21 protein-coding genes and 1 pseudogene are annotated in these 20,754 nt (G+C 63.7%); 7 read left to right on the forward strand and 15 right to left on the reverse strand.

Translation table 11 applies throughout. The features are described 5' to 3' along the window. Positions 1-16 precede the first annotated feature (16 nt). Positions 17-847 carry an NAD(+) diphosphatase gene (nudC, locus tag AC05QJ_RS16535; RefSeq protein WP_476742400.1) on the forward strand — a complete coding sequence of 277 codons (831 nt, stop codon included), beginning with the start codon at positions 17-19 and terminating at the stop codon, positions 845-847. Here the strand turns inward: nudC and AC05QJ_RS16540 are convergent. The 5 genes from AC05QJ_RS16540 to AC05QJ_RS16560 form a co-directional block, all read right to left on the reverse strand. Further along, entirely contained in the window at positions 815-1,594 is a 780-nt protein-coding gene (locus AC05QJ_RS16540) for a TSUP family transporter (protein WP_476742401.1), read from the reverse strand. The two genes, nudC and AC05QJ_RS16540, sit on opposite strands and share 33 nt — an antisense overlap. Before the next feature lie 212 nt (positions 1,595-1,806). Next, positions 1,807-2,574 carry an SDR family oxidoreductase gene (locus tag AC05QJ_RS16545; protein ID WP_476742402.1) on the reverse strand — a complete coding sequence of 256 codons (768 nt, stop codon included), beginning with the start codon at positions 2,572-2,574 and terminating at the stop codon, positions 1,807-1,809. Positions 2,575-2,596: 22 nt separating this feature from the next. Continuing rightward, positions 2,597-3,664, reverse strand: a complete 1,068-nt coding sequence (locus tag AC05QJ_RS16550) for a phosphotransferase family protein (RefSeq protein ID WP_476742403.1) — start codon at positions 3,662-3,664, stop codon at positions 2,597-2,599. A 192-nt stretch (positions 3,665-3,856) separates the two neighbouring features. Next, entirely contained in the window at positions 3,857-4,174 is a 318-nt protein-coding gene (locus AC05QJ_RS16555; RefSeq protein ID WP_330077932.1) for an SCP2 sterol-binding domain-containing protein, read from the reverse strand. Positions 4,175-4,227: 53 nt separating this feature from the next. Continuing rightward, positions 4,228-4,938, reverse strand: a complete 711-nt coding sequence (locus AC05QJ_RS16560) for a histidine phosphatase family protein (protein ID WP_476742404.1) — start codon at positions 4,936-4,938, stop codon at positions 4,228-4,230. Between the two features lie 197 nt (positions 4,939-5,135). On the opposite strand from AC05QJ_RS16560, the gene sohB reads away from it, so the two are divergent. Further along, entirely contained in the window at positions 5,136-6,155 is a 1,020-nt protein-coding gene (gene sohB / locus AC05QJ_RS16565) for a protease SohB (RefSeq protein ID WP_476742405.1), read from the forward strand. 157 nt (positions 6,156-6,312) lie between these two features. Here sohB and AC05QJ_RS16570 read toward each other — a convergent pair whose 3' ends face one another. The 6 genes from AC05QJ_RS16570 to AC05QJ_RS16595 form a co-directional block, all read right to left on the reverse strand. Next, on the reverse strand, positions 6,313-6,807 hold the full coding sequence (locus AC05QJ_RS16570) for a DUF934 domain-containing protein (protein ID WP_476742406.1): 495 nt from the start codon (positions 6,805-6,807) through the stop codon (positions 6,313-6,315). Then, the gene (locus AC05QJ_RS16575; RefSeq protein ID WP_476742407.1) at positions 6,791-8,449 is read right to left on the reverse strand and encodes a nitrite/sulfite reductase; all 1,659 of its coding nucleotides are present in this window, start codon (positions 8,447-8,449) and stop codon (positions 6,791-6,793) included. Before AC05QJ_RS16575 ends, AC05QJ_RS16570 begins: the two co-directional genes overlap by 17 nt. Before the next feature lie 476 nt (positions 8,450-8,925). Then, positions 8,926-9,141 carry a DUF2970 domain-containing protein gene (locus AC05QJ_RS16580; protein ID WP_476742408.1) on the reverse strand — a complete coding sequence of 72 codons (216 nt, stop codon included), beginning with the start codon at positions 9,139-9,141 and terminating at the stop codon, positions 8,926-8,928. 44 nt (positions 9,142-9,185) lie between these two features. Beyond that, positions 9,186-12,479, reverse strand: a complete 3,294-nt coding sequence (locus AC05QJ_RS16585) for a transporter substrate-binding domain-containing protein (protein ID WP_476742409.1) — start codon at positions 12,477-12,479, stop codon at positions 9,186-9,188. A gap of 6 nt (positions 12,480-12,485) precedes the next feature. After that, complete coding sequence (locus AC05QJ_RS16590; RefSeq protein ID WP_476742410.1) at positions 12,486-13,100, reverse strand: response regulator; 615 nt, start codon at positions 13,098-13,100, stop codon at positions 12,486-12,488. Between the two features lie 270 nt (positions 13,101-13,370). Further along, on the reverse strand, positions 13,371-13,964 hold the full coding sequence (locus AC05QJ_RS16595; protein ID WP_476742411.1) for an eCIS core domain-containing protein: 594 nt from the start codon (positions 13,962-13,964) through the stop codon (positions 13,371-13,373). Between the two features lie 154 nt (positions 13,965-14,118). Here AC05QJ_RS16595 and AC05QJ_RS16600 point away from each other — a divergent pair, with 154 nt between their 5' ends. Continuing rightward, entirely contained in the window at positions 14,119-14,748 is a 630-nt protein-coding gene (locus tag AC05QJ_RS16600) for a LysE family translocator (protein ID WP_476742412.1), read from the forward strand. Between the two features lie 4 nt (positions 14,749-14,752). Here the strand turns inward: AC05QJ_RS16600 and AC05QJ_RS16605 are convergent, their stop codons facing one another. After that, positions 14,753-15,319 (reverse strand): TetR/AcrR family transcriptional regulator, encoded by a 567-nt coding sequence (locus AC05QJ_RS16605; RefSeq protein ID WP_476742413.1) that lies wholly within the window; start codon positions 15,317-15,319, stop codon positions 14,753-14,755. A 92-nt stretch (positions 15,320-15,411) separates the two neighbouring features. On the opposite strand from AC05QJ_RS16605, the gene AC05QJ_RS16610 reads away from it, so the two are divergent. Both AC05QJ_RS16610 and AC05QJ_RS16615 read left to right on the forward strand, forming a co-directional pair. Then, entirely contained in the window at positions 15,412-16,143 is a 732-nt protein-coding gene (locus AC05QJ_RS16610) for an SDR family oxidoreductase (protein WP_476742414.1), read from the forward strand. Positions 16,144-16,197: 54 nt separating this feature from the next. Beyond that, entirely contained in the window at positions 16,198-16,785 is a 588-nt protein-coding gene (locus tag AC05QJ_RS16615) for a 2-hydroxychromene-2-carboxylate isomerase (RefSeq protein ID WP_476742415.1), read from the forward strand. Between the two features lie 150 nt (positions 16,786-16,935). Here AC05QJ_RS16615 and ampC read toward each other — a convergent pair whose 3' ends face one another. The 3 genes and pseudogenes from ampC to AC05QJ_RS16630 form a co-directional block, all read right to left on the reverse strand. Continuing rightward, positions 16,936-18,084, reverse strand: coding sequence for a class C beta-lactamase (gene ampC / locus AC05QJ_RS16620; RefSeq protein ID WP_476742416.1), 1,149 nt, complete (start codon positions 18,082-18,084; stop codon positions 16,936-16,938). A gap of 80 nt (positions 18,085-18,164) precedes the next feature. Further along, the gene (locus tag AC05QJ_RS16625; protein ID WP_476747954.1) at positions 18,165-18,944 is read right to left on the reverse strand and encodes a methyl-accepting chemotaxis protein; all 780 of its coding nucleotides are present in this window, start codon (positions 18,942-18,944) and stop codon (positions 18,165-18,167) included. 75 nt (positions 18,945-19,019) lie between these two features. Next, positions 19,020-19,949: pseudogene (locus AC05QJ_RS16630) on the reverse strand (cache domain-containing protein); the annotation flags it as partial. On the opposite strand from AC05QJ_RS16630, the gene AC05QJ_RS16635 reads away from it, so the two are divergent. Together AC05QJ_RS16635 and AC05QJ_RS16640 are read left to right on the forward strand one after the other, a co-directional pair. Then, positions 19,908-20,258, forward strand: coding sequence for a hypothetical protein (locus tag AC05QJ_RS16635; protein WP_476748046.1), 351 nt, complete (start codon positions 19,908-19,910; stop codon positions 20,256-20,258). The pseudogene AC05QJ_RS16630 and the gene AC05QJ_RS16635 overlap by 42 nt on opposite strands. Positions 20,259-20,369: 111 nt before the next feature. Continuing rightward, on the forward strand, positions 20,370-20,687 hold the full coding sequence (locus AC05QJ_RS16640) for a DUF2388 domain-containing protein (RefSeq protein WP_476742417.1): 318 nt from the start codon (positions 20,370-20,372) through the stop codon (positions 20,685-20,687). The last annotated feature ends 67 nt before the right edge of the window (positions 20,688-20,754 follow it).

Raw genomic sequence — 20,754 nt, forward strand, 5'->3', positions numbered from 1 at the left:
GCTAAGGAACGGGAACATGTCAGCGCGTTGGACCACTGCGGTACTGGATACGACTCTCAACGGCGGCCTGGCGGTCGTGCGCAGCGCCGAAGGCTTCATGCAGGACGCCAATGGCGCGCTGTTCCCCCGTGACTGGCTCAAGCGCCAGGAGCTGGATATCCGCTTCGAGCACGGCATTGGTCATTACGATGGCCAGCCGGTCTACCTGATCGAACTGCACGGCAGCCAGGCGCTGCCGGGCTGCAGTTGGCGCGGCCTGCGTCAGTTCATGCTCGAAGGCGACTTCGATACCTACAAGATCCTCGGTTACGCGGCGCAGATCTCCACCTGGGCCCGCGAGCATCGTTTCTGCGGCAGTTGCGGCCAGGCCATGGTCCAGGTGCCGGGGGAGCGGGCGATGTACTGCCAGCCTTGCGATCTGCGCAGCTATCCGCGGATCTCGCCGAGCATGATCGTGCTCATCACCCGTGGCGACGAAATCCTCCTGGCGCGCTCGCCGCGCTTCGTCACCGGGGTCTACAGTACGCTGGCCGGTTTCGCCGAGCCCGGCGAGTCGGCAGAGGACTGCCTGGTGCGGGAAGTGCGCGAGGAAGTGGCGATCGAGGTGAAGAACATCCAGTACGTCGCCAGCCAGTGCTGGCCGTTCCCGCACTCGATGATGCTGGGTTTCCATGCCGAGTACGCCGGCGGCGAGATCGTCATGCAGCCGGACGAGATCGAGGATGCCCAGTGGTTCCGGGTCGATGCGCTGCCGCCGCTGCCGGCAGGGCGTTCCATCGCCCGCTACCTGATCGACCTCTACGTGGCCCGTCGCCTAGGCCTGGCCGAACCAGTGCTGCCACGCTAGGCGCACGGTCAGCGCCAGCACCACGGTGATGAACACCGGGCGAATGAACTTCGAACCGCCACTGATGGCGGTTCGGGCGCCGAAGAAAGCGCCGACCATCAGTGCCGAGCCCATCGACAAGCCCACCAGCCAGTCCACCTGGCCCGAGAAGATGAACACCGACAGCGCCGCGGCATTGCTGACGAAGTTCATGCTGCGCGCCACGCCGCTGGCCTTGACCAGGTCGATGGGGTACAGCAGCAGGGTACTGACGGTCCAGAACGCGCCGGTACCGGGGCCGGCGACGCCGTCGTAGAAACCGAGGGTGAAGCCCTGGGGGAACTGCCACTTCTTCTTCACCGGCACATCGGCATCCAGCGGCGCCTTGGGCGTGCCGCCGAACAGCAGGTAGACGCCACAGGCAAAGACGATCACCGGCAGCATCTTGTTCAGCCATTCGGCCGGCAGGTAATGGGCGATCACCGCACCCAGCAGCGCACCGACCAGGGTGCCGACCAGCGCGTGCTTCCATTGCGCCGGATGGAACAGTTTGCGGCGGTAGTAGGTGAAGCCGGCGGTGGCCGAGCCGAAGGTGGAGCTGAGCTTGTTGGTGCCCAGCACCAGGTGCGGTGGCATGCCGGCGGTGAGCAGGGCGGGTGTGGTCAGCAGGCCGCCGCCGCCGGCGATGGCATCGATGAAACCGGCGACGAAGGCGACTGCGGCGAGAATGGCGAGGGTGGTGAGGTCAACACTGAGTTCGAAAGGCATGGGGATTTCTTGAGCGACAGGGGCAGGCGAGAAGGGCTCGCCGGAAGGTGGGTATGGTACGCCTGTCATGGGCTTTTGTGTGCTTCTTCAGGGCCTTATCGCTGGTAGGCCAGCTCCCACAGGGTCTTGGGTTTTTTCGCGCAATTGCGGCGCGGCTCAAAACTCTGTGGGAGCTGGTTTGCCAGCGATTGGCCCGCAAAATCACCGATGAATCAGGACAGGAACCCACCATCCACGTTCAGCGCCACACCGGTGGTGTAGCTGGACGCATCGCTGGCCAGGTACAGCACCGCACCGGCCATCTCCTTCGGATCGGCCACCCGCTTGAGCGGAATCTGCTGCAGCGCGGTGTTGAGGATGGCGTCGTTCTTCACCAGCGCCGAGGCGAACTTGGTGTCGGTCAGGCCCGGCAGCAGGGCGTTGCAGCGAATGCCGAACTGGGCGCATTCCTTGGCGAAGACCTTGGTCATGTTGATCACGGCGGCCTTGGTCACCGAGTAGATGCCCTGGAACACCCCCGGTGACACGCCGTTGATCGAGGCGACGTTGATGATGCTGCCACCACCGTTTTCGCGCATCAGCTTGCCGGCTTCCACCGACATGAAGAAATAGCCGCGGATGTTGACGTCCACGGTCTTCTGGAAGGCGCCCAGGTCGGTGTCCAGCACGTTGCAGAACTGCGGGTTGGTGGCGGCGTTGTTGACCAGGATGTCCAGGCGACCGAACTGCTCGCGGATGCCCGCAAACACCGCGCCGATCTGCTCCATCTCACCGATGTGGCAGGCGACGGCGGTGGCCTTGCCGCCGGCGGCATTGATGGCGTCGGCGACCTGCTGGCAGCCGTCCAGCTTGCGGCTGGAGACAATCACATGGGCGCCCTGTTGCGCCAGCAGGTGGGCGATGGCTTCGCCGATGCCGCGGCTGGCGCCGGAGACGAAGGCGATCTTGCCGTCGAGGTCGAACAGTTGGGTCTTGGACATGGGAGGTTCCTTCTTGTCGTTGTCAGAGGCTGGAGGCGTCGATGACCTGCAGGCTCATGTGCTCCAGCAGCTTGTTCATATGGATGAACTGGGCGAAGCGCTTGTCCTGGGTCTGGCCGTGGTAGAAGCGGTAGTAGATCTGCTGGACGATCCCGGCCAGGCGGAACAGGCCGTAGGTGTAGTAGAAGTCGAAGTTGCTGATCTCGATGCCGGCGCGTTCGGCGTAGTAGTCGACGAACTGGCGGCGGGTGAGCATGCCCGGGGCGTTGCTCGGCTGGCGACGCATCAGTTGCACTGGCGCCGGGTCGCTGGCTTCGATCCAGTAGGCCAGGGTATTGCCCAGGTCCATCAGGGGGTCGCCGATGGTGGTCATCTCCCAATCCAGTACGCCAATGATGCGCATCGGGTTGGCGGCGTCGAGGATCACGTTATCGAAGCGGTAGTCGTTGTGGATGATGCCAGGGCGAGGGTGGTCCGCCGGCTGTTTTTCCCGCAGCCAGGCAATCACCGCTTCCCAGCGTGGCGCATCCGGGGTCAGGGCCTTCTCGTAGCGGCTGTTCCAACCTTCGATCTGGCGCTGCACGTAGCCTTCCGGCTTGCCCAGGTCAGCCAGGCCGCAGGCGTGGTAGTCCACCTGGTGCAGCTCCACCAGGCGGTCGATGAAGCTCTTGCACAGTGCTTCGGTGTCTTTGGCGTCGAAGCCCAGTTCGGGCGGCAGGTCGGAGCGCAGGATGATGCCCTTGACCCGGTCCATCACGTAGAACTCGCCGCCGATCAGCGACTCGTCGGTGCAGTGCACGTAGGCCTTGGGGCAGTACGGGAAACCGTCGTTGAGCTGGTTGAGGATGCGGAACTCGCGGCCCATGTCGTGGGCCGACTTGGCCTTGTGGCCGAAGGGTGGCCGGCGCAGTACGAATTCGCGCTCCGGGTAGGTCACCAGGTAGGTCAGGTTCGAGGCGCCGCCGGGGAACTGGCTGATGGTCGGAACACCGCTGAGGCCGGCAATGTTCGCCTTCAGGTACGGATCGATCAGGGCAGGATCGAGTTCTTCGCCGGGGCGGACCTGGGTGGACTGGTCGGTGAGCGTCATGCTTTTCCCTTATTTTGGTAGCCATGGAACATTGGCTAATCTAATTCTCGCGTGGATCACTGCCAAGCGCCGCAACGCCTTATTGGCGCGGGTGTTGCCGGTCGATCACCGCTCCTGATGCCCCGGATCGACGGGCGAAAAAAAACCGAAGCGGGTGAAGGCTTCGGTCTTTTTCTGCCATGGGCGTGACGCTTAGGCCGGGAACAGCTCGCTGAGCTTCATCGACAGCATCATGTCGCCTTCGACGCGCAGCTTGCCGCCCATGAAGGCCTGCATGCCGTCGGTTTCGCCGCTGACGATGCCTTTGAGGGTTTCGCTGTCCAGCACCAGGGTGCAGTTGGCGTCGGCGTTTTCGCCTTCCTGGATCTCGCAGGTGCCATCCTTGACGATCAGGGCGTAGTGCTTGTCTTCGTCGGTGATGTTGAAGCCGAAGACCAGGTCCAGGCCGGCGGCGGCGCTCGGGTTGAACTTGGCTTTCATGGCTTCAACGGCTTTGGCGACATCGCTCATGGTGTTTTCCTTATTGAGTGGTTGCAATTACGCAGGGTCATACAGGCCGGACCTCATCGCCAGGTGACGAGTTCCGGAATCCTCAGCAGCCGCACATGGGCTTGGCTGTTGAAGGAGGCCAGGGTCACTTCGCTGCCGCGGAATTTCAGCTGGCTGAGCGAAGTGTTGATGATCTGCCAGTTCAGCTCGAAAGCCTGGCTGGCGCTGATTCCGGTGATACGGTGCAGCAGGGCGGCGATGGTGCCGCCGGAGGTGAAGATTGCGATATTGTCACCGCTGGCGGCCTGGGCGAGCACGCGTTGCAGGCCGTCGCCGGTGCGCCGGACGAACGCGGCCCAGCTTTCCAGGCCTTCGCTGTCGTGCTGGCCGCCGTGCCAGCGCTGCACGATCAACGCGAACAGGCGCTGGAACTCGGCGCGGTGCTGGCGCGCGTTGCGCAAGACATGCAGGGCTTCGGGTTCTTCAGGCAACAGGCCGGGGAGCAGGGCGCGGATCACCGCGTCGGCATCGAACTCGTTGAAGGCGGCGTCGGTTTCCAGTTCCGGCACTGCGCTGCCGGCAGCCTGCATGCGGGCCAGGGCGAGGCGGGCGGTGTCCTGCTGGCGGCGCAGGTCGCCGGCCAGGCAACGGTCGAGATTCAGGCCAAGCTGGCTCAGGTGGTCACCGAGGGCTTCGCTCTGGCGCATGCCCACCGGAGACAGGACGTCATAGTCGTCTGCGCCGAAAGAGGCCTGGCCATGTCGAATCAGATAGATGCTGCCCACGGGGTGCGCCTGGTCGGTTTGGATCTGGCGAGGTTAGGTTGCCACCAGCGGGCTGTCAACGAAAAAACATACAAGCGTTTGAAAAGAGCGTTTGAACTGCTTGCGAGACATTTCCTACGCTGGCGACCGCTTCCTGCCGCCGGTATGCTTCACTATCGTTTTCGCGCCGTGAGGGCGCAGGTCAGTAAGGAGTAATCGTGGAGTTTCTTGCAGAGTACGCAAGCTTTCTCGCCAAAACCGCCACCCTGGTGATTGCACTGCTGGTCGTGCTGTCGGCGATCGCCGGCATGCGTGGCAAGGGCCGGCGCAAGGCCGGCGGGAACTTGCAGGTCACCCGCCTCAACGAGTTCTACAAGGATTTGCGCGAGCGCCTGGAGTCGGGGCTGCTGGAAAAGCATCAGCTCAAGGCCCTGCGCAAGCAGCAGGCCAAGGAGCAGAAGAAGCAGAAGAAAGCCGTGGCCGACGACAAGCCGCGGGTGTTCGTGCTGGATTTCGACGGCGACATCAAGGCGTCCGCCACCGACAGCCTGCGCCATGAGATCACCGCCTTGCTGAGCCTGGCCACGTCACGGGACGAAGTGGTGCTGCGCCTGGAGAGCGGTGGCGGCATGGTGCACAGCTATGGCCTGGCCGCCTCGCAACTGGCGCGGATTCGTCAGGCAGGCGTTCCGCTGACCGTGTGCATCGACAAGGTCGCCGCCAGTGGCGGCTACATGATGGCCTGCATTGGCGAGCGCATCGTCAGTGCGCCGTTCGCCATCCTCGGCTCCATCGGCGTGGTGGCGCAGTTGCCCAACGTCAATCGTCTGCTGAAGAAGCACGATATCGACTTCGAAGTGCTCACCGCCGGGGAGTACAAGCGCACCCTCACCGTGTTCGGCGAGAACACCGAGAAGGGCCGGGAGAAATTCCAGGAAGACCTGGACGTGACCCATCAATTGTTCAAGGACTTCGTGTCCCGTTATCGCCCGCAACTGCACATCGACGATGTGGCTACCGGTGAGGTCTGGCTGGGCGTTGCGGCGCTGAACAAGCAACTGGTGGACGAGCTCAAGACCAGCGACGAATACCTCAGCGAGCGTTCCCGCAGCGCGAACTTGTACCACCTGCATTTCGCCGAGCGTAAAAGCCTGCAGGAAAGGGTAGGGCTGGCGGCCAGCGGTTCGATCGAGAACACCGTCCTGGGGTTGTGGAGCCGGATCAGCCGCTGGCGCTGATCTTCAGGGCCTCATCGCTGGCAAGGCCAGCTCCCACTGGGTCCTGCGCCTTAGACAATCTGTGGGCGCTGGCTTGCCAGCGATGAGGCCAGTACCCGCACATCGAAAACGAAAAAGCCCCGCCATCACTGGCGGGGCTTTTCATTTCAAGCAGCGATCAGCGACGACGGAACAGCGGCAGCGGTTCGTCGGTGGCGGCCTGGTAGGTCACCGAGAAGTCCTTGAGACTTTCCAGCGCCTCTTCCGGGTTTTTGTCGGCACGGATGGCGAAGGCATCGAAACCGCAACGGGCCATGTAGAACAGCTGGTCGCGCAGCACGTCGCCAATGGCGCGCAGTTCACCGGTGAACTTGTAGCGGTCGCGCAGCAGGCGGGCGTTGGAGTAGTTGCGGCCGTCGGTGAAGGCCGGGAAGTTCAGGGCGATGACCTGGAAATGACCCACGTCTTCACCGATTTCCTCGGCTTCTTCATCGCTGTCCAGCCACACGCCCAGGCCGCCGTCGCGGGCCTTGAGGGCGTGGGCGTGTTCACGCCAGAGCTGCAGCGGCACGATGTAGTCGTCGCAGTTGGTCAGTTGGTCCAGGGTCACGTCCTTGGGCAGCAGGTGCCAGGTTTCGTCGACGATCTGGTTGTTCTTAATGATTCGCTGCATAGACGCGTTCCTTGAAAGGGTCGATGCCGATACGCTGGTAGGTGTCGATGAAGCGCTCGTCTTCGGTACGTTTCTCGACGTACACGGCGATCAGCTTTTCGATCACATCCGGCATGTCGTCCTGGGCGAAGGAGGGGCCGAGGATCTTGCCCAGGCTGGCGTCGCGGCTGGCGCTGCCACCGAGGGAAACCTGGTAGAACTCCTCGCCTTTCTTGTCCACGCCGAGAATGCCGATGTGGCCGACGTGGTGGTGGCCGCAGGCGTTCATGCAGCCGGAGATGTTCAGGTCCAGTTCACCGATGTCGAACAGGTAGTCCAGGTCGTCGAAGCGGCGCTGGATGGATTCGGCGATAGGGATCGACTTGGCGTTGGCCAGGGAGCAGAAATCACCACCTGGGCAGCAGATGATGTCGGTCAGCAGGCCGATGTTCGGCGTGGCGAAGCCGTGCTCGCGCAGTTCCAGCCAGAGGGCGTGCAGTTCGCTCTGCTCGACGTCGGCGAGGATGATGTTCTGCTCGTGGGAGGTGCGCAGCTGGCCGAAGCTGTAGCGATCGGCCAGGTCGGCGACCTTGTCGAGCTGCTTGTCGGTCAGGTCGCCGGGAGCGACGCCCGTAGGCTTGAGCGACAGGGTAACGGCCACGTAGCCCGGCTTCTTGTGCGCCAGGGTGTTGCGCACGCGCCAGCGGGCGAAGCCCGGATGCTGCTGATCGAGCTCGGCAAGCTGGGCGTCGAGGTTGTCCAGGGCCTTGTAGGCCGGATCGACGAAGTGCTTGGCGACGCGATGCACTTCGGCTTCGGTCAGGGTGGTGCTGCCGCCCCGCAGGTGGGCCATCTCGGCCTCGACCTTCTCGGCGAACACTTCAGGGGTGAGGGCCTTGACCAGGATCTTGATCCGCGCCTTGTACTTGTTGTCACGACGGCCGTAACGGTTGTACACGCGCAGGATGGCGTCGAGGTAGCTCAGCAGGTCCTGCCACGGCAGGAACTCGTTGATGAAGGCGCCGACCACCGGGGTACGGCCCAGGCCGCCACCCACCAGAACACGGAAGCCCAGCTCGCCGGCAGCGTTGTGCACCGGCTCAAGGCCAATGTCGTGCACTTCGATGGCCGCGCGGTCGCTGGTGGAACCGTTGATGGCGATCTTGAACTTGCGCGGCAGGTAGGCGAATTCAGGGTGGAAGGTGGTCCACTGGCGGACGATTTCACACCATGGACGCGGGTCGATCAGCTCGTCGGCGGCCACGCCGGCGAACTGGTCGGTGGTCACGTTGCGCAGGCAGTTGCCGCTGGTCTGGATCGCATGCATCTGCACGGTAGCCAGTTCGGCAAGAATCTCGGGGATGTCTTCCAGTGCAGGCCAGTTGTACTGCACGTTCTGCCGGGTGCTGATGTGCGCGTAGCCCTTGTCGTAGTCGCGTGCGATCTTCGCCAGCATGCGGGTCTGGCGGGAAGTCAGCTGGCCGTAAGGCACGGCGACCCGCAGCATCGGGGCAAAACGTTGGATGTAGAGGCCATTCTGCAGGCGCAGGGGGCGGAATTCTTCTTCGCTCAGCTCGCCGGCCAGATAGCGGCGCGTCTGATCCCGGAACTGCTTGACGCGGTCCTCGATGATCCGCTGATCGTACTCGTCGTATACGTACATAGGGGTCCTGTTCTCAAGCTGCTTGCAGCTAATCGCGCGCACGGCCGCGCACTCCGGATGCGGAGCCGTGGAAAGATAGCAGGTTGTATTTATGTGAAAAAGTGAAGTTTTTGCATATGAAAATAACGTTTTGGTCTAAGTGAGACTGGCTAGCGTTTGGCGCCGTCTCCGTTCGTCCGCCGAGTGGTAAATATCCCTTCTTGAGCAAAGGAGATTGCTGAACTTAACTGCTGAAGGTGTGCATTCCCATAACCACTACAAAAGAGGCGATGCAATGGGAAATCCGACCAAAACCGGCAAGACGGACAGCAGTGTCGATGCGTGGGCAATTCTCTGCCTGATCGTCCTGGTCGTCGTAACCGCCGTGTACTGGGTCAGCCATCAGTGACGGAACGCTGAGGCTGATTCGAAAACATTCAACCGTGATCCAGCGACAGAAACCGCCTGCGGCATGGACCCCGCGGGCGGTTTTCGTTTCAGCGGCTGGTGAGATGAAGGGCCAGCTGCACCAACCCGTACAGCACCAGAATGAACACCAGGGTGAAGGCGGTACCCATGGCGATGAAGTGCGAGGGTTTGCCGTGGGTGAAGTCGCGGGCGCGGTTCTTGCCACTTTGCACGCCGAAGGCGGCGGCGAGGATGCTGTGCAGCAATTGCCAGAAGGTGGGGGGCTTGCCCTGTGGCTCGTCCATGGTCGACTCTCCTGAAGGGGTGTCGGAAAGTCTAGCCCCTGATGTCACCGCTGCCCGGGGTCTGCCTCGACATTCAGCTTGCGCAGCAAGCCTTCGAGGCTGTGTTCCAGTTGCCGCTTGAGTCGATCCCGCTCTGTTTCCCCCGCGCCCAGGGTGCAGCCCTGCTCGAGTGCGTCGCAATGGGCGACCAATCCCCGTGCCTTGAGCATTTTCATCCCGCCGCGAATGCGGTGCGCCAGGGCTTTCAGCGCGGCGGCAGGTGCGTCGGGGGCAAGGGCGCGCAGGGCGGCAAGGTCCTGGCGGGTGCTGTGGGCCAGCTCTTGCACCAGTCTGCGGATCAACTGCGGGTCGTTCAGGGTCAGGTGACGCAATGCTTCAAGATCGAAACCGCTGTCGTCTTCCTCGGTCCTTGCCGCCAGTGCCGTTCGGCCCGGGCCGCCGAGGTGCTGGCGCAGGGCGCCCAGTCCGATGGGTTTGAAGAGGCAGTCGTCCATCCCTGAGGCCAGGCAGCGCTCCCGTTCTTGTGCCTGGGCATTGGCGGTGAGGCCGAGGATCAGGCAACGCTGGCGCCCGTTCGCGGCTTCCTCGGCACGCACTGCCCTGGCCAGCCCGTGCCCGTCCATGCCCGGCATGTTGCAGTCGGTGATCAGCACGTCGAACTGGCCTGCGCGCCAGGCCTCGAGGCCGGCGGTGCCGTCGCTCGCCTGGCTGACGCGGTGGCCAAGCACGCCCAGTTGTTTTTCCAGCAGCATCAGATTGGCAGGGTAGTCGTCCACCACCAGGATATTCAGCGACGGGCTCTGGCTCGGGGTTTCGCTCGTGCCGGTCTCGCCGGTTTCAGGTTCGGTGGCCCAGGGCAGGGTCAGGCTGACGTCGATCCGGGTCCCGCGCCCTGGTTCGCTGGTCAGGTGCAGCGTGCCGCCCATCAGCTCGCACAGGGTGCGGCTGATCATCAGGCCGAGCCCGGTGCCCTGACGCGCCGGCTGCGAGCCGGCCTGGGCGAAGGGACTGAACAGTCGGGTCTGGTCCTCTGCGCTGATGCCGATGCCGCTGTCTTCCACGCTCAGGGTCAGGCGTACGCCCGACGTATCAGGCTCCTCGGCCCCGCAAAGCAACACCCGGACCCCGCCGCGCTCGGTGAATTTGACCGCATTGCTCAACAGATTCGACAGCACCTGGCGCAACCGCAGCGGATCGACCAGCACGGCTCGGTCCGCGCCACTCAGGTCGAGCTCGAGCGCCAGCCCCTTCAGGTGGGCGCTACTGGCGAACACCTGCGCGGTCGCGCGGATCAACGCCGGCAAGTCGGTGGGCTGCGGCGCCAGGGCCATATGCCCGGCTTCGATCCTGGCGATATCCAGCACATCGCCGATCAACTCCAGCAGGCTGCTGGCGGAATCGAACGCCACCTGCAGCGACGGTTGGTCGACACGGCCCTGCGCGGCGTCCTTGAGGGCCAGTTCCAGAAGGCCGATCACCGCGTTCATGGGGGTGCGGATTTCGTGGCTCATGGTGGCGAGGAAGGAGCTCTTGGCCAGGCTGGCGCTGTCGGCCGCTTCTTTGGCCAGCCGCAGTTCCTGCAGCAGACCTTCGCTGATCTTCAGCTGACGCTGCAGGGCCTCTTCGGCCTGGCTGCGCTGATCGATCAGACGACGCAGGTAGCGGTTCCACAGCACCACCGCAGCGATCGCCAGGCCCGCGACGATGAGAATCTGCAGCACCAGGCCGCGGTAGTTGCGCCACGGGTTGTCGCTGATCAGGGCATTGGTGCGCCAGCGGTTGGCCAGCAAGGTCATTTCGTCCGGCTCGATGCTCAGCAGCGTCTTTTCCAGGATCGAATGCAGTTCGGTGTCGCCACGGGCGGTGGCGAACGCCGCCGTGGCCGGGTTGTCGTCCAGCAGGGCGGCGATGCGCAGGCGGTCCTTGAACAGGCGACTGATGAAATAGGCGGCGTTGATCTGCGAACTGATCGCGGCATCCGCACGCCCCTGGGCGACGTACTCCATCAGCGCCAGCGGGTCGTCCACCTCGACCAGTTCGATGCCCGGATACTCCCTGCGCAAGCGCTCGGTGAACGGGGCGCCACGAATCAGTGCCAGGCGCTTGCCACGCAGCGCCTCGGGGCTGTCCGGCGCATCGGCGCGAACGGCGGTCACCAGCACCCTGGGGGTGGTCAGGTAAGGGCGGGTGAAGTCGAGCGTGCGGGCGCGCTCGGCGCCGTAAGGCAAGGTGCCGACCAGGTCTGCCTGGCCGTTTTCCACCAGTGCGATCATGGCAGGCACCGAGTCGGCTTCGACGATCTGGAATGACAGGCCAGTGCGCAAGCCTATCTGCTCCAGCAGGTCGGCGGTGATGCCGCGAAACTGCTGCTTGTCATCGAGGAACGTCAGCGGGGCGAAGTATTTGTTGATCGCTACCCGCACGCTCGGATGCTGGCTGATCCACGCCTGCTCCTGCGGCGTCAGGGCCAGGGCGCCGCGGTTGAGCAGTGCACTGTTCAGGCCGCTGCTCCAGCGCCGGGCAACGTTGACCCGGTCGCTTTCCGAGAGGTTGCCCAAGGCTTTGTCGAGCAGGCGCAGCAGGACGTCGTTGTCGTGTTCGAGAGCAAAGCTGAACGACGCGCGCAATGGTTTGACATACCAGGCAATCTGCACGCTGTCGCGATAATGATTGCCGATCAGGTAATCGGCGCTGATGGCATCGCCGATGAAGGCGTCGGCCTTGCCCTGGGTCAGCGCCGCCAGCGCCGCCAGGTTCGACGCATAGAGCTGCAGCGTGGCGCGGGGATAGACCTGGCGGATACGCTCGACCGGCAAGTAGTGATCGACCATCGCCAGGCGCGCGCCTGCCAGGTCGTCGTCGGGGGCGCGCGGCTTGCCCAGCGGCGTGGCGATGATCGCCTGGTCGTCGGCATAGGGCAGGCTCAGCAGGAGTTCGCGGTCGGCGCCTTCGTAGCCGTTGGCACTGCCCAGCAGGTCGATATCGCCCCGGTGCAGCGCCTGGATAGCGGCGCCGCGGCTGGGGTAGTGCAGGACCTGCAGGTCGATCTTCAGTTGCTCGGCCAGCAGGCCGGCGTAATCGGCGGTAAGGCCCTCGTAGTCGCGCTGGCTGACCGTGATGTCGAAGGGCGGATAGTCAGGAGCCGAGGTGCCCAGGCGCAGGACTTTCTTGCGCTCCAGCCAGCGTCGGTCCTCGACGCTCAGGGCCGGTGGCGCGCTGCTGGCGATCGAGCGGGCGAGCAGTTCGCGCGATGCTGCCTGCTCCACCGCCGGTAGCGGGGCCGGCAGCAGGAGGATCAGGCCGCCGACTCCCCAGGCGCCAAGCAGGCGAGTTTTCATTTGCGTTCAGTTCATTTCGTGGCGATTGGCCACGTCCAGCAGTTCCGCCAGGGATCGGACGTGGAGTTTGTCCATGATGCGGGTCTTGTAGGTGCTGATGGTCTTGGAACTCAGGATCATCGCCTCGGCGATTTCGTTGTTGGTCGCGCCCTTGGCCAGTTGCCGCATGACCTCGAACTCACGGTTCGACAGACGCTCCAGGCGCTTGGCTTCGGACTGGGTGTGGGGCGCCATGCGCACCAGGTCGGGCAGATAGGAGTAACCGCTGAGTACCGCCTTGAGGGCGCCGGTGAGAATCTGTGTGTCTTCGTCCTTGCGAACGAAAGCCGATGCCCCGGCCTCGATGCAGCGCTTGGCGAACAGACGGGGTGGCAGGCCGGTGAACGCGATGATTCGGGGCGTCGGATCAACGGCGCGCAGCCTTTCCAGAACGGTCAGGCCGTCGAGGCGCGGAAGGCCGAGATCCAGAACCACCACCTCAGGTGCGTACTGCTGGCACAGGCTAACGGCTTCGACGCCATCGCCGGCTTCGCCGACGATCTCGTAACCTTCGCGCTCCAGCAGCAGACGAGTGGCAAAACGGATCATTGGGTGATCGTCGACGATCAGAATCTTGTGCATCACAACTCCTGCATCAGGAATGGATTGTTCCCGAGTCACTCAGGAGTGGAACCCGCCAGTCCAGGCGGGCCGCTCACGATACGTCGAATCAGGTTCGATGAGTACGTGGAGTATAGAGCTGTGGAACAATTCGGTATTTTCTGATGAAAATTCCTACACGCCTGACGAAAGCACCGTCGGCCCGACGCCGTATCCGGGTGGCCGGGCTTCCGGAACCTGGCTGACGGCGCCGGGGAATATGAACGACAACGTCGCAGTGCGATGCCAGCCTCAACGCGTTGCCGGACGGGCTGCCAGGATCGCGCCAGGGACCGGTTTCAGGGCTTTGGCCACCTCGGCCTGGATGGCATAGGCAGGTGCCTCCACGGCATCGAAATCCCGGGTGTAACGGGTGGCGAAGTCGTCCACGCCCCATTGCTGGTACTGCTGGACGTGCTTGAGTTCGTGGGCCCAGAGGGCGACGTTGTCCTGCGCGTCGCTGGCATTGCGAAAGACGATGACGTCCACCAGGGTCACGGCATTGACATCGGGGTTCTGCAGGAACGCGCTGGCGGCGTCCAGTTGCTGCGGGTTGCCCACTTGAAAGCGGGCGGCATCGAGTACCTGGAAGTCATACCAGGGCTCCAGTTGCGCGCGAATGTGCAGGGGGATCGGCTCGACGCCCGAGGCGACCGCGGTGTCCCGGGACAGTTTCAGCCAACTGGCCAGCCCCGACGAGGCCATGCGAGAGACGTTGTCGATCAGTGTGAACAGGTCGTCGGTCTGACCGTTGGCCGGCGTGGCGGCGGGTGCCGTCGGGGTGAAGCCCAGGGTCAGGCAAAGCAGCAGGGCAGGACAATGCCTGAACGTCGAACGGATGGACATGAAGCTCCTGCCGGATGGGCGTGGTGAAAGTCTGGGACATCCGTTGGACCGGATGCATGGCATTTTGTTACCGGCTGCCGACAAAGTGTACAGGGGCTTGAGTGGCGTCGGCGGCGCAGGCATCCTTGCGCGCTTCGATCTGCCTGGAGCCGTCATGGACGCCTCGACTCTTCTGCTCTACGTCATCGCCGCCAGTGCGGTGATGATCACGCCCGGCCCGGCCATGCTGCTGGCCCTGAACAATGGCGCTACCCATGGCATGCGTGTGGCCGGCTTCGGCATGGCCGGGGCGATGCTCTCCGACCTGATTCTGATCGGCGCCGTGGGGTGCGGCCTCGGTGCCTTGCTGCAGGCATCCGAGCAGTTGTTCAGCCTGGTGAAGTGGGTCGGCGCCGCCTACCTGTTGTACCTGGCGGTGGTGCTCTGGCGGGCGCCGGTGCGGGCGCTGAATGCTGATGGCGCCGCGGCGGCGGTCTCTGGGCGCTCCAGTTTTCTGCGGGCGTTGTTCGTCGGCCTGTCCAACCCCAAGGGATTGCTGTTCTTCTCGGCGTTTCTGCCGCAATTCATTCGCCCGGACCAGCCGGTGCTGCAGCAATACCTCATCCTTGCGGTGATCACCGCCTCCCTCGACTGCCTGATGATGATCGTCTACGCCCTGGGCGGACGGCACGCGGTGCGCTCGTTTTCCGCACGGGTGATGTGCGGGATCAACCGTGGCTGCGCCGGCATGCTCGCGGTACTGGCGGTGGGCCTGAGCCTCTACCGGCGCAACGACCTGCACTGAGGGTTCAGGGCGCTGGCTCCAGCGCCTTGTGCACGAATCCGCGACTGGCGGCCAGCACGGCCTGGCGGCTGTCATCGCTGGCCAGCATCCGCGCCACCAGCAGGGCGCCCACGCATTGGCTGAGCAATACCCAGGCCAGGGCGTCATCTTCCAGAATCCCTGCCCACGCCTCATGCAAGGCGCTGAGCCAATGCTCGGCTTCCTCCCGCACCTTGATATCGGCCCTGGCGATCTCCGCGCCCAGGGTCGGCAGGGCGCAGCCGTTTTCCGGGTTTTCCAGATGGGCCATGCTCAGGTACTGATCGAGGCAGCGCCGCAGTTTGTCGCAGGTCAGGTCGCCGGTCTGTGTCTTCAGGTTGATGAAACTGTGGGACAACTCCTGTCGGACGATCTCGCTGAACAGGTCGTCCTTGGACGGAAAGTGGTTGTAGAAGGCGCCGCCGGTGAGGCCAATGGCCTTCATCAGGCCGGCTACGCCGGTAGCGGAGAAGCCGCCCTGCTTGGCCAGGGCGCCGCTGCTCTGCACCAGCTTCTGCCGGGTCTGCTCCTTGTGCTCGTTGGAGTAGCGCACGCTCGAAATCCTCTGTGACACGCTTGACGGGTGTCGGAATCATAGCATAGCGTTCATTTACTAAACGATCATTCATCAAAAGGGCGACACCCATGAACGAAAACAACAAAGTCGTACTGGTGATCGGTGCGGGCGACGCCACTGGCGGGGCCATCGCCAAGCGGTTTGCCCGGGAGGGCTATGTTGCCTGCGTGACGCGGCGCAGTGCCGACAAACTCCAGCCACTGCTCGACGAGATCCGTGCCGAAGGTGGCCAGGCCCACGGTTTTGCTTCCGATGCACGCAAGGAAGAGGAGGTGGCAGCGCTGATTGAACAGATCGAGAGCAGCATCGGCCCGATCGAGGCATTCGTCTTCAACATCGGCGCCAACGTGCCGTGCAGCATCCTCGAGGAGACCCCGCGCAAGTATTTCAAGATCTGGGAAATGGCTTGTTTCGCCGGCTTTCTCACCGCGCAGGCGGTGGCTCGGCGCATGGTCACCCGCGAGCGTGGCACCATTCTGTTTACCGGCGCCACTGCCGGCTTGCGCGGGGCTGCGGGGTTTGCCGCCTTCGCCGGGGCCAAGCACGGCATCCGCGCCCTGGCCCAGAGCATGGCGCGGGAGCTGGGGCCGCGAAACATCCATGTCGCCCATGTGGTGGTGGACGGCGCCATCGATACGGCGTTCATCCGTGACAGTTTCCCGGAGCGCTACGCGCTCAGGGAACAAGACGGCATCCTCGATCCTGGCCATATCGCCGACAACTACTGGCACCTGCACGCCCAGCCGCGCGATGCCTGGACCTTCGAACTGGACCTGCGCCCGTGGATGGAGCGCTGGTAAGCCGCCGCCCGTTTCCACTGAAATGGCTCACCTTCACACAAGGACCTGTATTTCATGAGCAAGACCGTCGAATTCTTCTTCGATCTCGGCAGCCCCGCCAGCTACCTGGCCTGGACCCAGCTTGCGCGCCTGCGCGCCGCGCATGGCGCCAGTGTGGTGTTGCGTCCCATGCTGCTGGGCGGTGTGTTCCAGGCCACCGGCAACAGCTCGCCGGTCACCGTACCGGCCAAGGCCCGCTATACCTGCATCGATTTCCAGCGTTATGCCGCCCGCTACGGGGTGACGCTGCGTTTCAGCCAGCACTTTCCGATCAACACCCTGACACTGATGCGCGGTGCCGTCGCTGTGCAACGGCACCAGCCCGAGCGCTTCGAGGATTACCTGGCAGCGATGTTCACGGCGCTGTGGGTGGGCGCACGCAACCTCGGCGATCCGGCGGTCGTGGCGCAGGTGCTGGTGGAGGCGGGCTTCGAGCCGGACGCCTTCGCCGCCTGGGTGGGCGATGCGCAAGTGAAGGAGGCACTGAAAAGCGTCACGGAAGAGGCGGTGCGCCGTGGGGTGTTTGGCGCACCGACCTTCTTCGTCGGCGACGAGATGTTCTTCGGCCAGGACCGGCTGCCCTTCGTTGAAGACGCGCTGTAGCGCATGGCTCATCGCCGGCAACGCCGGCTCCCACGAGGCTTGCGGCGCACCATCATCCCGGGAATGACCTCCGCACCCTGGAGTGCCCCAGGAGAGTGTCACAGTGGGAGCCGGCGTTGCCGGCGATGACGCCTTCAGCAGCACCGATGGTCATCGCCCGGCCTGACCCTCCAGCAAACCGTACACCCGCCACGCCAGCTTTACCCGCTCGGTATTGGGGTAATTGCGGTTGGCCAGAATCACGATGCCCCACTGCTTTTCCGGAACCAGTGCCACATAGGCGCCAAAGCCGTTGGTCGAGCCGGTCTTGTTCAGCCACACCTGCGGTTTTGGCGCCAGCGGCGGGGTGATCGTCTCGACCGGTGCGCCGAGCAGTGCGGTGCGGTTGTCGTTGCCGTCCAACAGGGTCTGCAACGCCAGCGGCGCGTCGTACTGCTCCCAGATCAGGTCCTGGGTCATGGCACCGCGGCGGAAATAACCGCGATGGGTCTGCGCCAGCGCCTCCTTGAGCGGCGGCGCCAGTTCGACGCGGCCCAGGTTGGCCTCGACGAAGCGCAGCAGGTCATGGCTGGTGCTTTTCACGCCGTAGGCTTCGTCCGCCAGTACGCCGGGGTTGACCCGCACCGCCTGCCCATTCTTGTCGTAGCCCCAGGCGTACAGCGCCTGCTGGTCCTTGGGTACCTCGATAAAAGTGTGCCTGAGCCCGAGGCCGGGCAGCAGGTGGTCCTGCAGGGCGGTGCGATAGGGCATCTGCAATTGCCGGGCGGCGATCATGCCAAGCATGCCGATGCTCGGGTTGGCATAGGTGCGCCAGGTGCCGGCCGGATGTTCCGGTTTCCAGTCCTTGAGCCAGACCAGCAAGGTGTCGTTGTCGCTGACCGAATCGGGAAACTGCAACGGCATGCCGCCGGTGGTGTGGGTGGCGAGGTTGATCAGGCTGAGCTTGCCGAACGCTGTACCGGCCAGTTCCGGCAGGTAGTCGTCGACGCGGGCGGTCATCGAGAGTTTTCCCTGGGCCTGGGCATAGCCGGCCAGGGTGGCGGCGAAGGTCTTGCTGATGGAGCCCAGCTCGAACAGGGTGTCGCCGGTCACCGCCTGGTGACTGGCCGTGTCGGCGACGCCGAATTCGTAAAAATGCTGCCGGCCGTTGTCGGTGATGGCGATGGCCAGGCCGGGAATGCCGTTGTCGCGCATCAGCGCCTGGGCGGCGTCGCGAATCTGCTGGTCGAAACCGGTGTCGGCCTGTACCGCCAGAGGGAAGGTGCACAGCGCGGCAAAGGCAAGAGGAAGAGGGCGCATGAAAAGCTTCCGTGTCGAACGAACACGCACCCTGCTTGAGAACGGCGCAAGTATCAAGGCTGATACCTGCGCCACGGCTATCAGGATTTGAAGCGGCCGACCAGGCCATTCAACTCCTGCGACAGCTCCGACAGGCGTCCGGAATCCTGCTGCGCTGCGCTCGCCAACTCCTCGACACGGCGGGCTTCGTCGTAGATCTGCTGGATATGCCGGTTGATCTCTTCGGCGACGCTGTGTTGCTCCTCGGCCGCCGCCGAGATCTGCAGGTTCTGGTCGCGGATTTCGTTCACCGACAACTGGATGCCTTCGAAGCTGTCCCGTGCACTGGCGATGGACGACACGCTGGCCTGGGACAGGTCCAGGCAGCTTTCCATCTTCTGCGACACTTCCTGGGTCTTGCTGCCGAGGGTGCCGAGCAACTGATCGATCTCGCCGGTGGAATCGGCGGTGCGCTTGGCCAGCGCCCGTACTTCATCCGCAACCACGGCGAAACCGCGGCCCTGGTCGCCGGCGCGGGCGGCCTCGATGGCGGCGTTCAGCGCCAGCAGGTTGGTCTGCTCGGCGATGGCGCGAATGGTGCCGAGGATCTGGTTGATATCGCGGCTGCCCTGTTCAAGCTCGACCATGGCCCTGGACGATTCGCTCAGGCGGTGGCTGAGGCGGTTGACGTTGTCGGTGGTCTGCTCGATCTGCTGCTTGCCTTCGGCGACCCGTCGATGGCCGTTTTCCGCCGCATCGGCGGCGCTGCTGCAGGAGCGGGCGACTTCGTTGGCGGTGGCGACCATTTCATTGAAGGCGGTGGACACCAGCTCGACAGCCTCGCGCTGGCGTCCGGCGGCATCATTCATGTTGCCGGCCATCTCGCGGTTGGCCTGGGAGGCATCGCGCAGGTTGCCGGAGGCGGCACCGATGTGCTGGATCAGCTGGCGGATCGCGGCAAGGAATTTGTTGAACCAGCCCGCCAGTTCGGCGGTTTCGTCCTTGCCTTGCACCTGCAGGTCGCGGCGCAGGTCGCCTTCGCCCTCGGCGATGGACTGCAGGCCGGTGCTGACCTGGCCGATCGGCTTGACGATAACCCGGGAAAACGCGGCGGCTACGCCGGCGAACACCAGCGCCAGAAGGATGACGATGGCGGCGGTCAGCCAGGTCATGCGGGTCGCGGTGCTCATCACCTCCTGGTGCTCGATCAGGCCGATGAAATGCCAGCCCAGGCCGGGCGAGGTCCAGACGTTGGCCATGTAGCGCTTGCCGTCGATTTCCACTTCGGTGAAGCCCTGGGCGGTGTTGGCCAGGTGCGCGTAGGGCGCGCCGAGGTCGGCGAGTTTCTTGAAGTTGTGGCTGGCATCGCGAGGATCGACCAGCACGGTGCCGTCTTCCACCAGCATGACGTAGCCGCTGTCGCCCAGCCGGATGCTCTGGATCAGCTCGGCAAGGTTCTTCAGCGACACACTGACGACGAACACGCCCCGGGCCTTGCCGGCATCGTCGAGCATCGCCCGCGCCGTGCCCACCAGGGCCACGGCGTCCTTGTCGTAGTAATAGGCGGCGGTGCGCACGGTCTTCTGCGGGCTGGCCATGGCCGCCTTGTACCACGGGCGGGTGCGCGGGTCGTAGTTGGCCAGTTGCGGGTCATCCGGCCACTTGGCATAGCTGCCGTCTTCCAGGCCGATGGACAGGATCGCCGCCGCCGGGTGAGTGGCGCCATACCGGGAAAACTGTTCGATCACTTCTTTTGCCGAGGGAGGCAGCGGTTGGCTGGGGGCATCGGTACCGAGGTAATGTTTCAGGTTTGTGACAGAGTTGTATACGGGATCTTTTGCCATTTGTTCGACGTTCTGCGACGTACCATCGAAGAACTGCCGCATGTTTCCATCGATCTGACGAATTTCACGGGTGCTGCTTTCCACGAACTGGTCTACGGCATCGCTGCGAATGTTCAGCACAGAAAGCGCGCCGACCAAGCTGACCGGGATAAAAGCCACGAGCACGAAGGCCAGTATGAGTTTGTTCTTTATTTTCATCGTGAGGTACATCCATGCAGGCGAAAGGCAGATAACACAGTCGGACTAATTAGTGGCAACTTGCTATCGACCCTCTATCGGCGACCTCTGTATAAATCTTTAGAAAAGTATTTGGTATACAAAGTTGCAGAACAATTGTTCTTGATCGCCTGATCAAGTTATTGGCTGCTGTCATTAATGGCTTTCTGCTCGTCCGACGGAACTCCTGACTGACCCTGCGCATCCTAGACTGAGTAATACCTGTCATTTCCGGAGGATTCCGTCATGCGGCGTACATTGCTCGTTTCTTCGTTGTTGCTCTGCCTGCCTTTCGGCACGGCGCTGGCCCGGGTCGATGCTGGTGATGTCGCCACCTCGGCGGGTGTTTCCGCTTCGCTCTATTCAACCTTCAAGGACCACAAGCTAGTGGTGCCGGCACGGGATGAAGCCTCCAGCTTCGTGGCCAGCGGTGGCCAGATCCGTGGTGCCTACCTGGAGTCGGTGATGCAGAAGGTCCGCCAGGACAACCCCGGCCTGCAGGCCAGCGATGAAGAGCTGGCACGGGCGATCCTGGTCAGCGACCACTTCGACGACGAACGCTGAGCGAAGACGCAGCGCGGACGGCTGGACGCTCTCGCGGTCTTCGACTTGACTGGTTACACCCCGTAAC

The sequence above is a fragment of the Pseudomonas sp. TUM25319 genome (genome assembly GCF_056388475.1).

Bases quoted from the DNA above. Each gene is read 5' to 3' on its own strand.
- AC05QJ_RS16580 (WP_476742408.1), bottom strand. From the start codon at position 9,141: ATGGACGAGCCACAGGGCAAGCCCCCCACCTTCTGGCAATTGCTGCAC.
- AC05QJ_RS16595 (WP_476742411.1), bottom strand. From the start codon at position 13,964: ATGTCCATCCGTTCGACGTTCAGGCATTGTCCTGCCCTGCTGCTTTGC.
- AC05QJ_RS16625 (WP_476747954.1), bottom strand. From the start codon at position 18,944: ATGGCCGGCAACATGAATGATGCCGCCGGACGCCAGCGCGAGGCTGTC.
- AC05QJ_RS16610 (WP_476742414.1), top strand. From the start codon at position 15,412: ATGAACGAAAACAACAAAGTCGTACTGGTGATCGGTGCGGGCGACGCC.
- AC05QJ_RS16545 (WP_476742402.1), bottom strand. From the start codon at position 2,574: ATGTCCAAGACCCAACTGTTCGACCTCGACGGCAAGATCGCCTTCGTC.
- AC05QJ_RS16600 (WP_476742412.1), top strand. From the start codon at position 14,119: ATGGACGCCTCGACTCTTCTGCTCTACGTCATCGCCGCCAGTGCGGTG.
- AC05QJ_RS16585 (WP_476742409.1), bottom strand. From the start codon at position 12,479: ATGAAAACTCGCCTGCTTGGCGCCTGGGGAGTCGGCGGCCTGATCCTC.
- AC05QJ_RS16640 (WP_476742417.1), top strand. From the start codon at position 20,370: ATGCGGCGTACATTGCTCGTTTCTTCGTTGTTGCTCTGCCTGCCTTTC.
- ampC (WP_476742416.1), bottom strand. From the start codon at position 18,084: ATGCGCCCTCTTCCTCTTGCCTTTGCCGCGCTGTGCACCTTCCCTCTG.
- AC05QJ_RS16540 (WP_476742401.1), bottom strand. From the start codon at position 1,594: ATGCCTTTCGAACTCAGTGTTGACCTCACCACCCTCGCCATTCTCGCC.
- AC05QJ_RS16570 (WP_476742406.1), bottom strand. From the start codon at position 6,807: ATGCAGCGAATCATTAAGAACAACCAGATCGTCGACGAAACCTGGCAC.
- AC05QJ_RS16590 (WP_476742410.1), bottom strand. From the start codon at position 13,100: ATGCACAAGATTCTGATCGTCGACGATCACCCAATGATCCGTTTTGCC.
- AC05QJ_RS16555 (WP_330077932.1), bottom strand. From the start codon at position 4,174: ATGAGCGATGTCGCCAAAGCCGTTGAAGCCATGAAAGCCAAGTTCAAC.
- nudC (WP_476742400.1), top strand. From the start codon at position 17: ATGTCAGCGCGTTGGACCACTGCGGTACTGGATACGACTCTCAACGGC.
- AC05QJ_RS16575 (WP_476742407.1), bottom strand. From the start codon at position 8,449: ATGTACGTATACGACGAGTACGATCAGCGGATCATCGAGGACCGCGTC.
- AC05QJ_RS16550 (WP_476742403.1), bottom strand. From the start codon at position 3,664: ATGACGCTCACCGACCAGTCCACCCAGGTCCGCCCCGGCGAAGAACTC.
- AC05QJ_RS16615 (WP_476742415.1), top strand. From the start codon at position 16,198: ATGAGCAAGACCGTCGAATTCTTCTTCGATCTCGGCAGCCCCGCCAGC.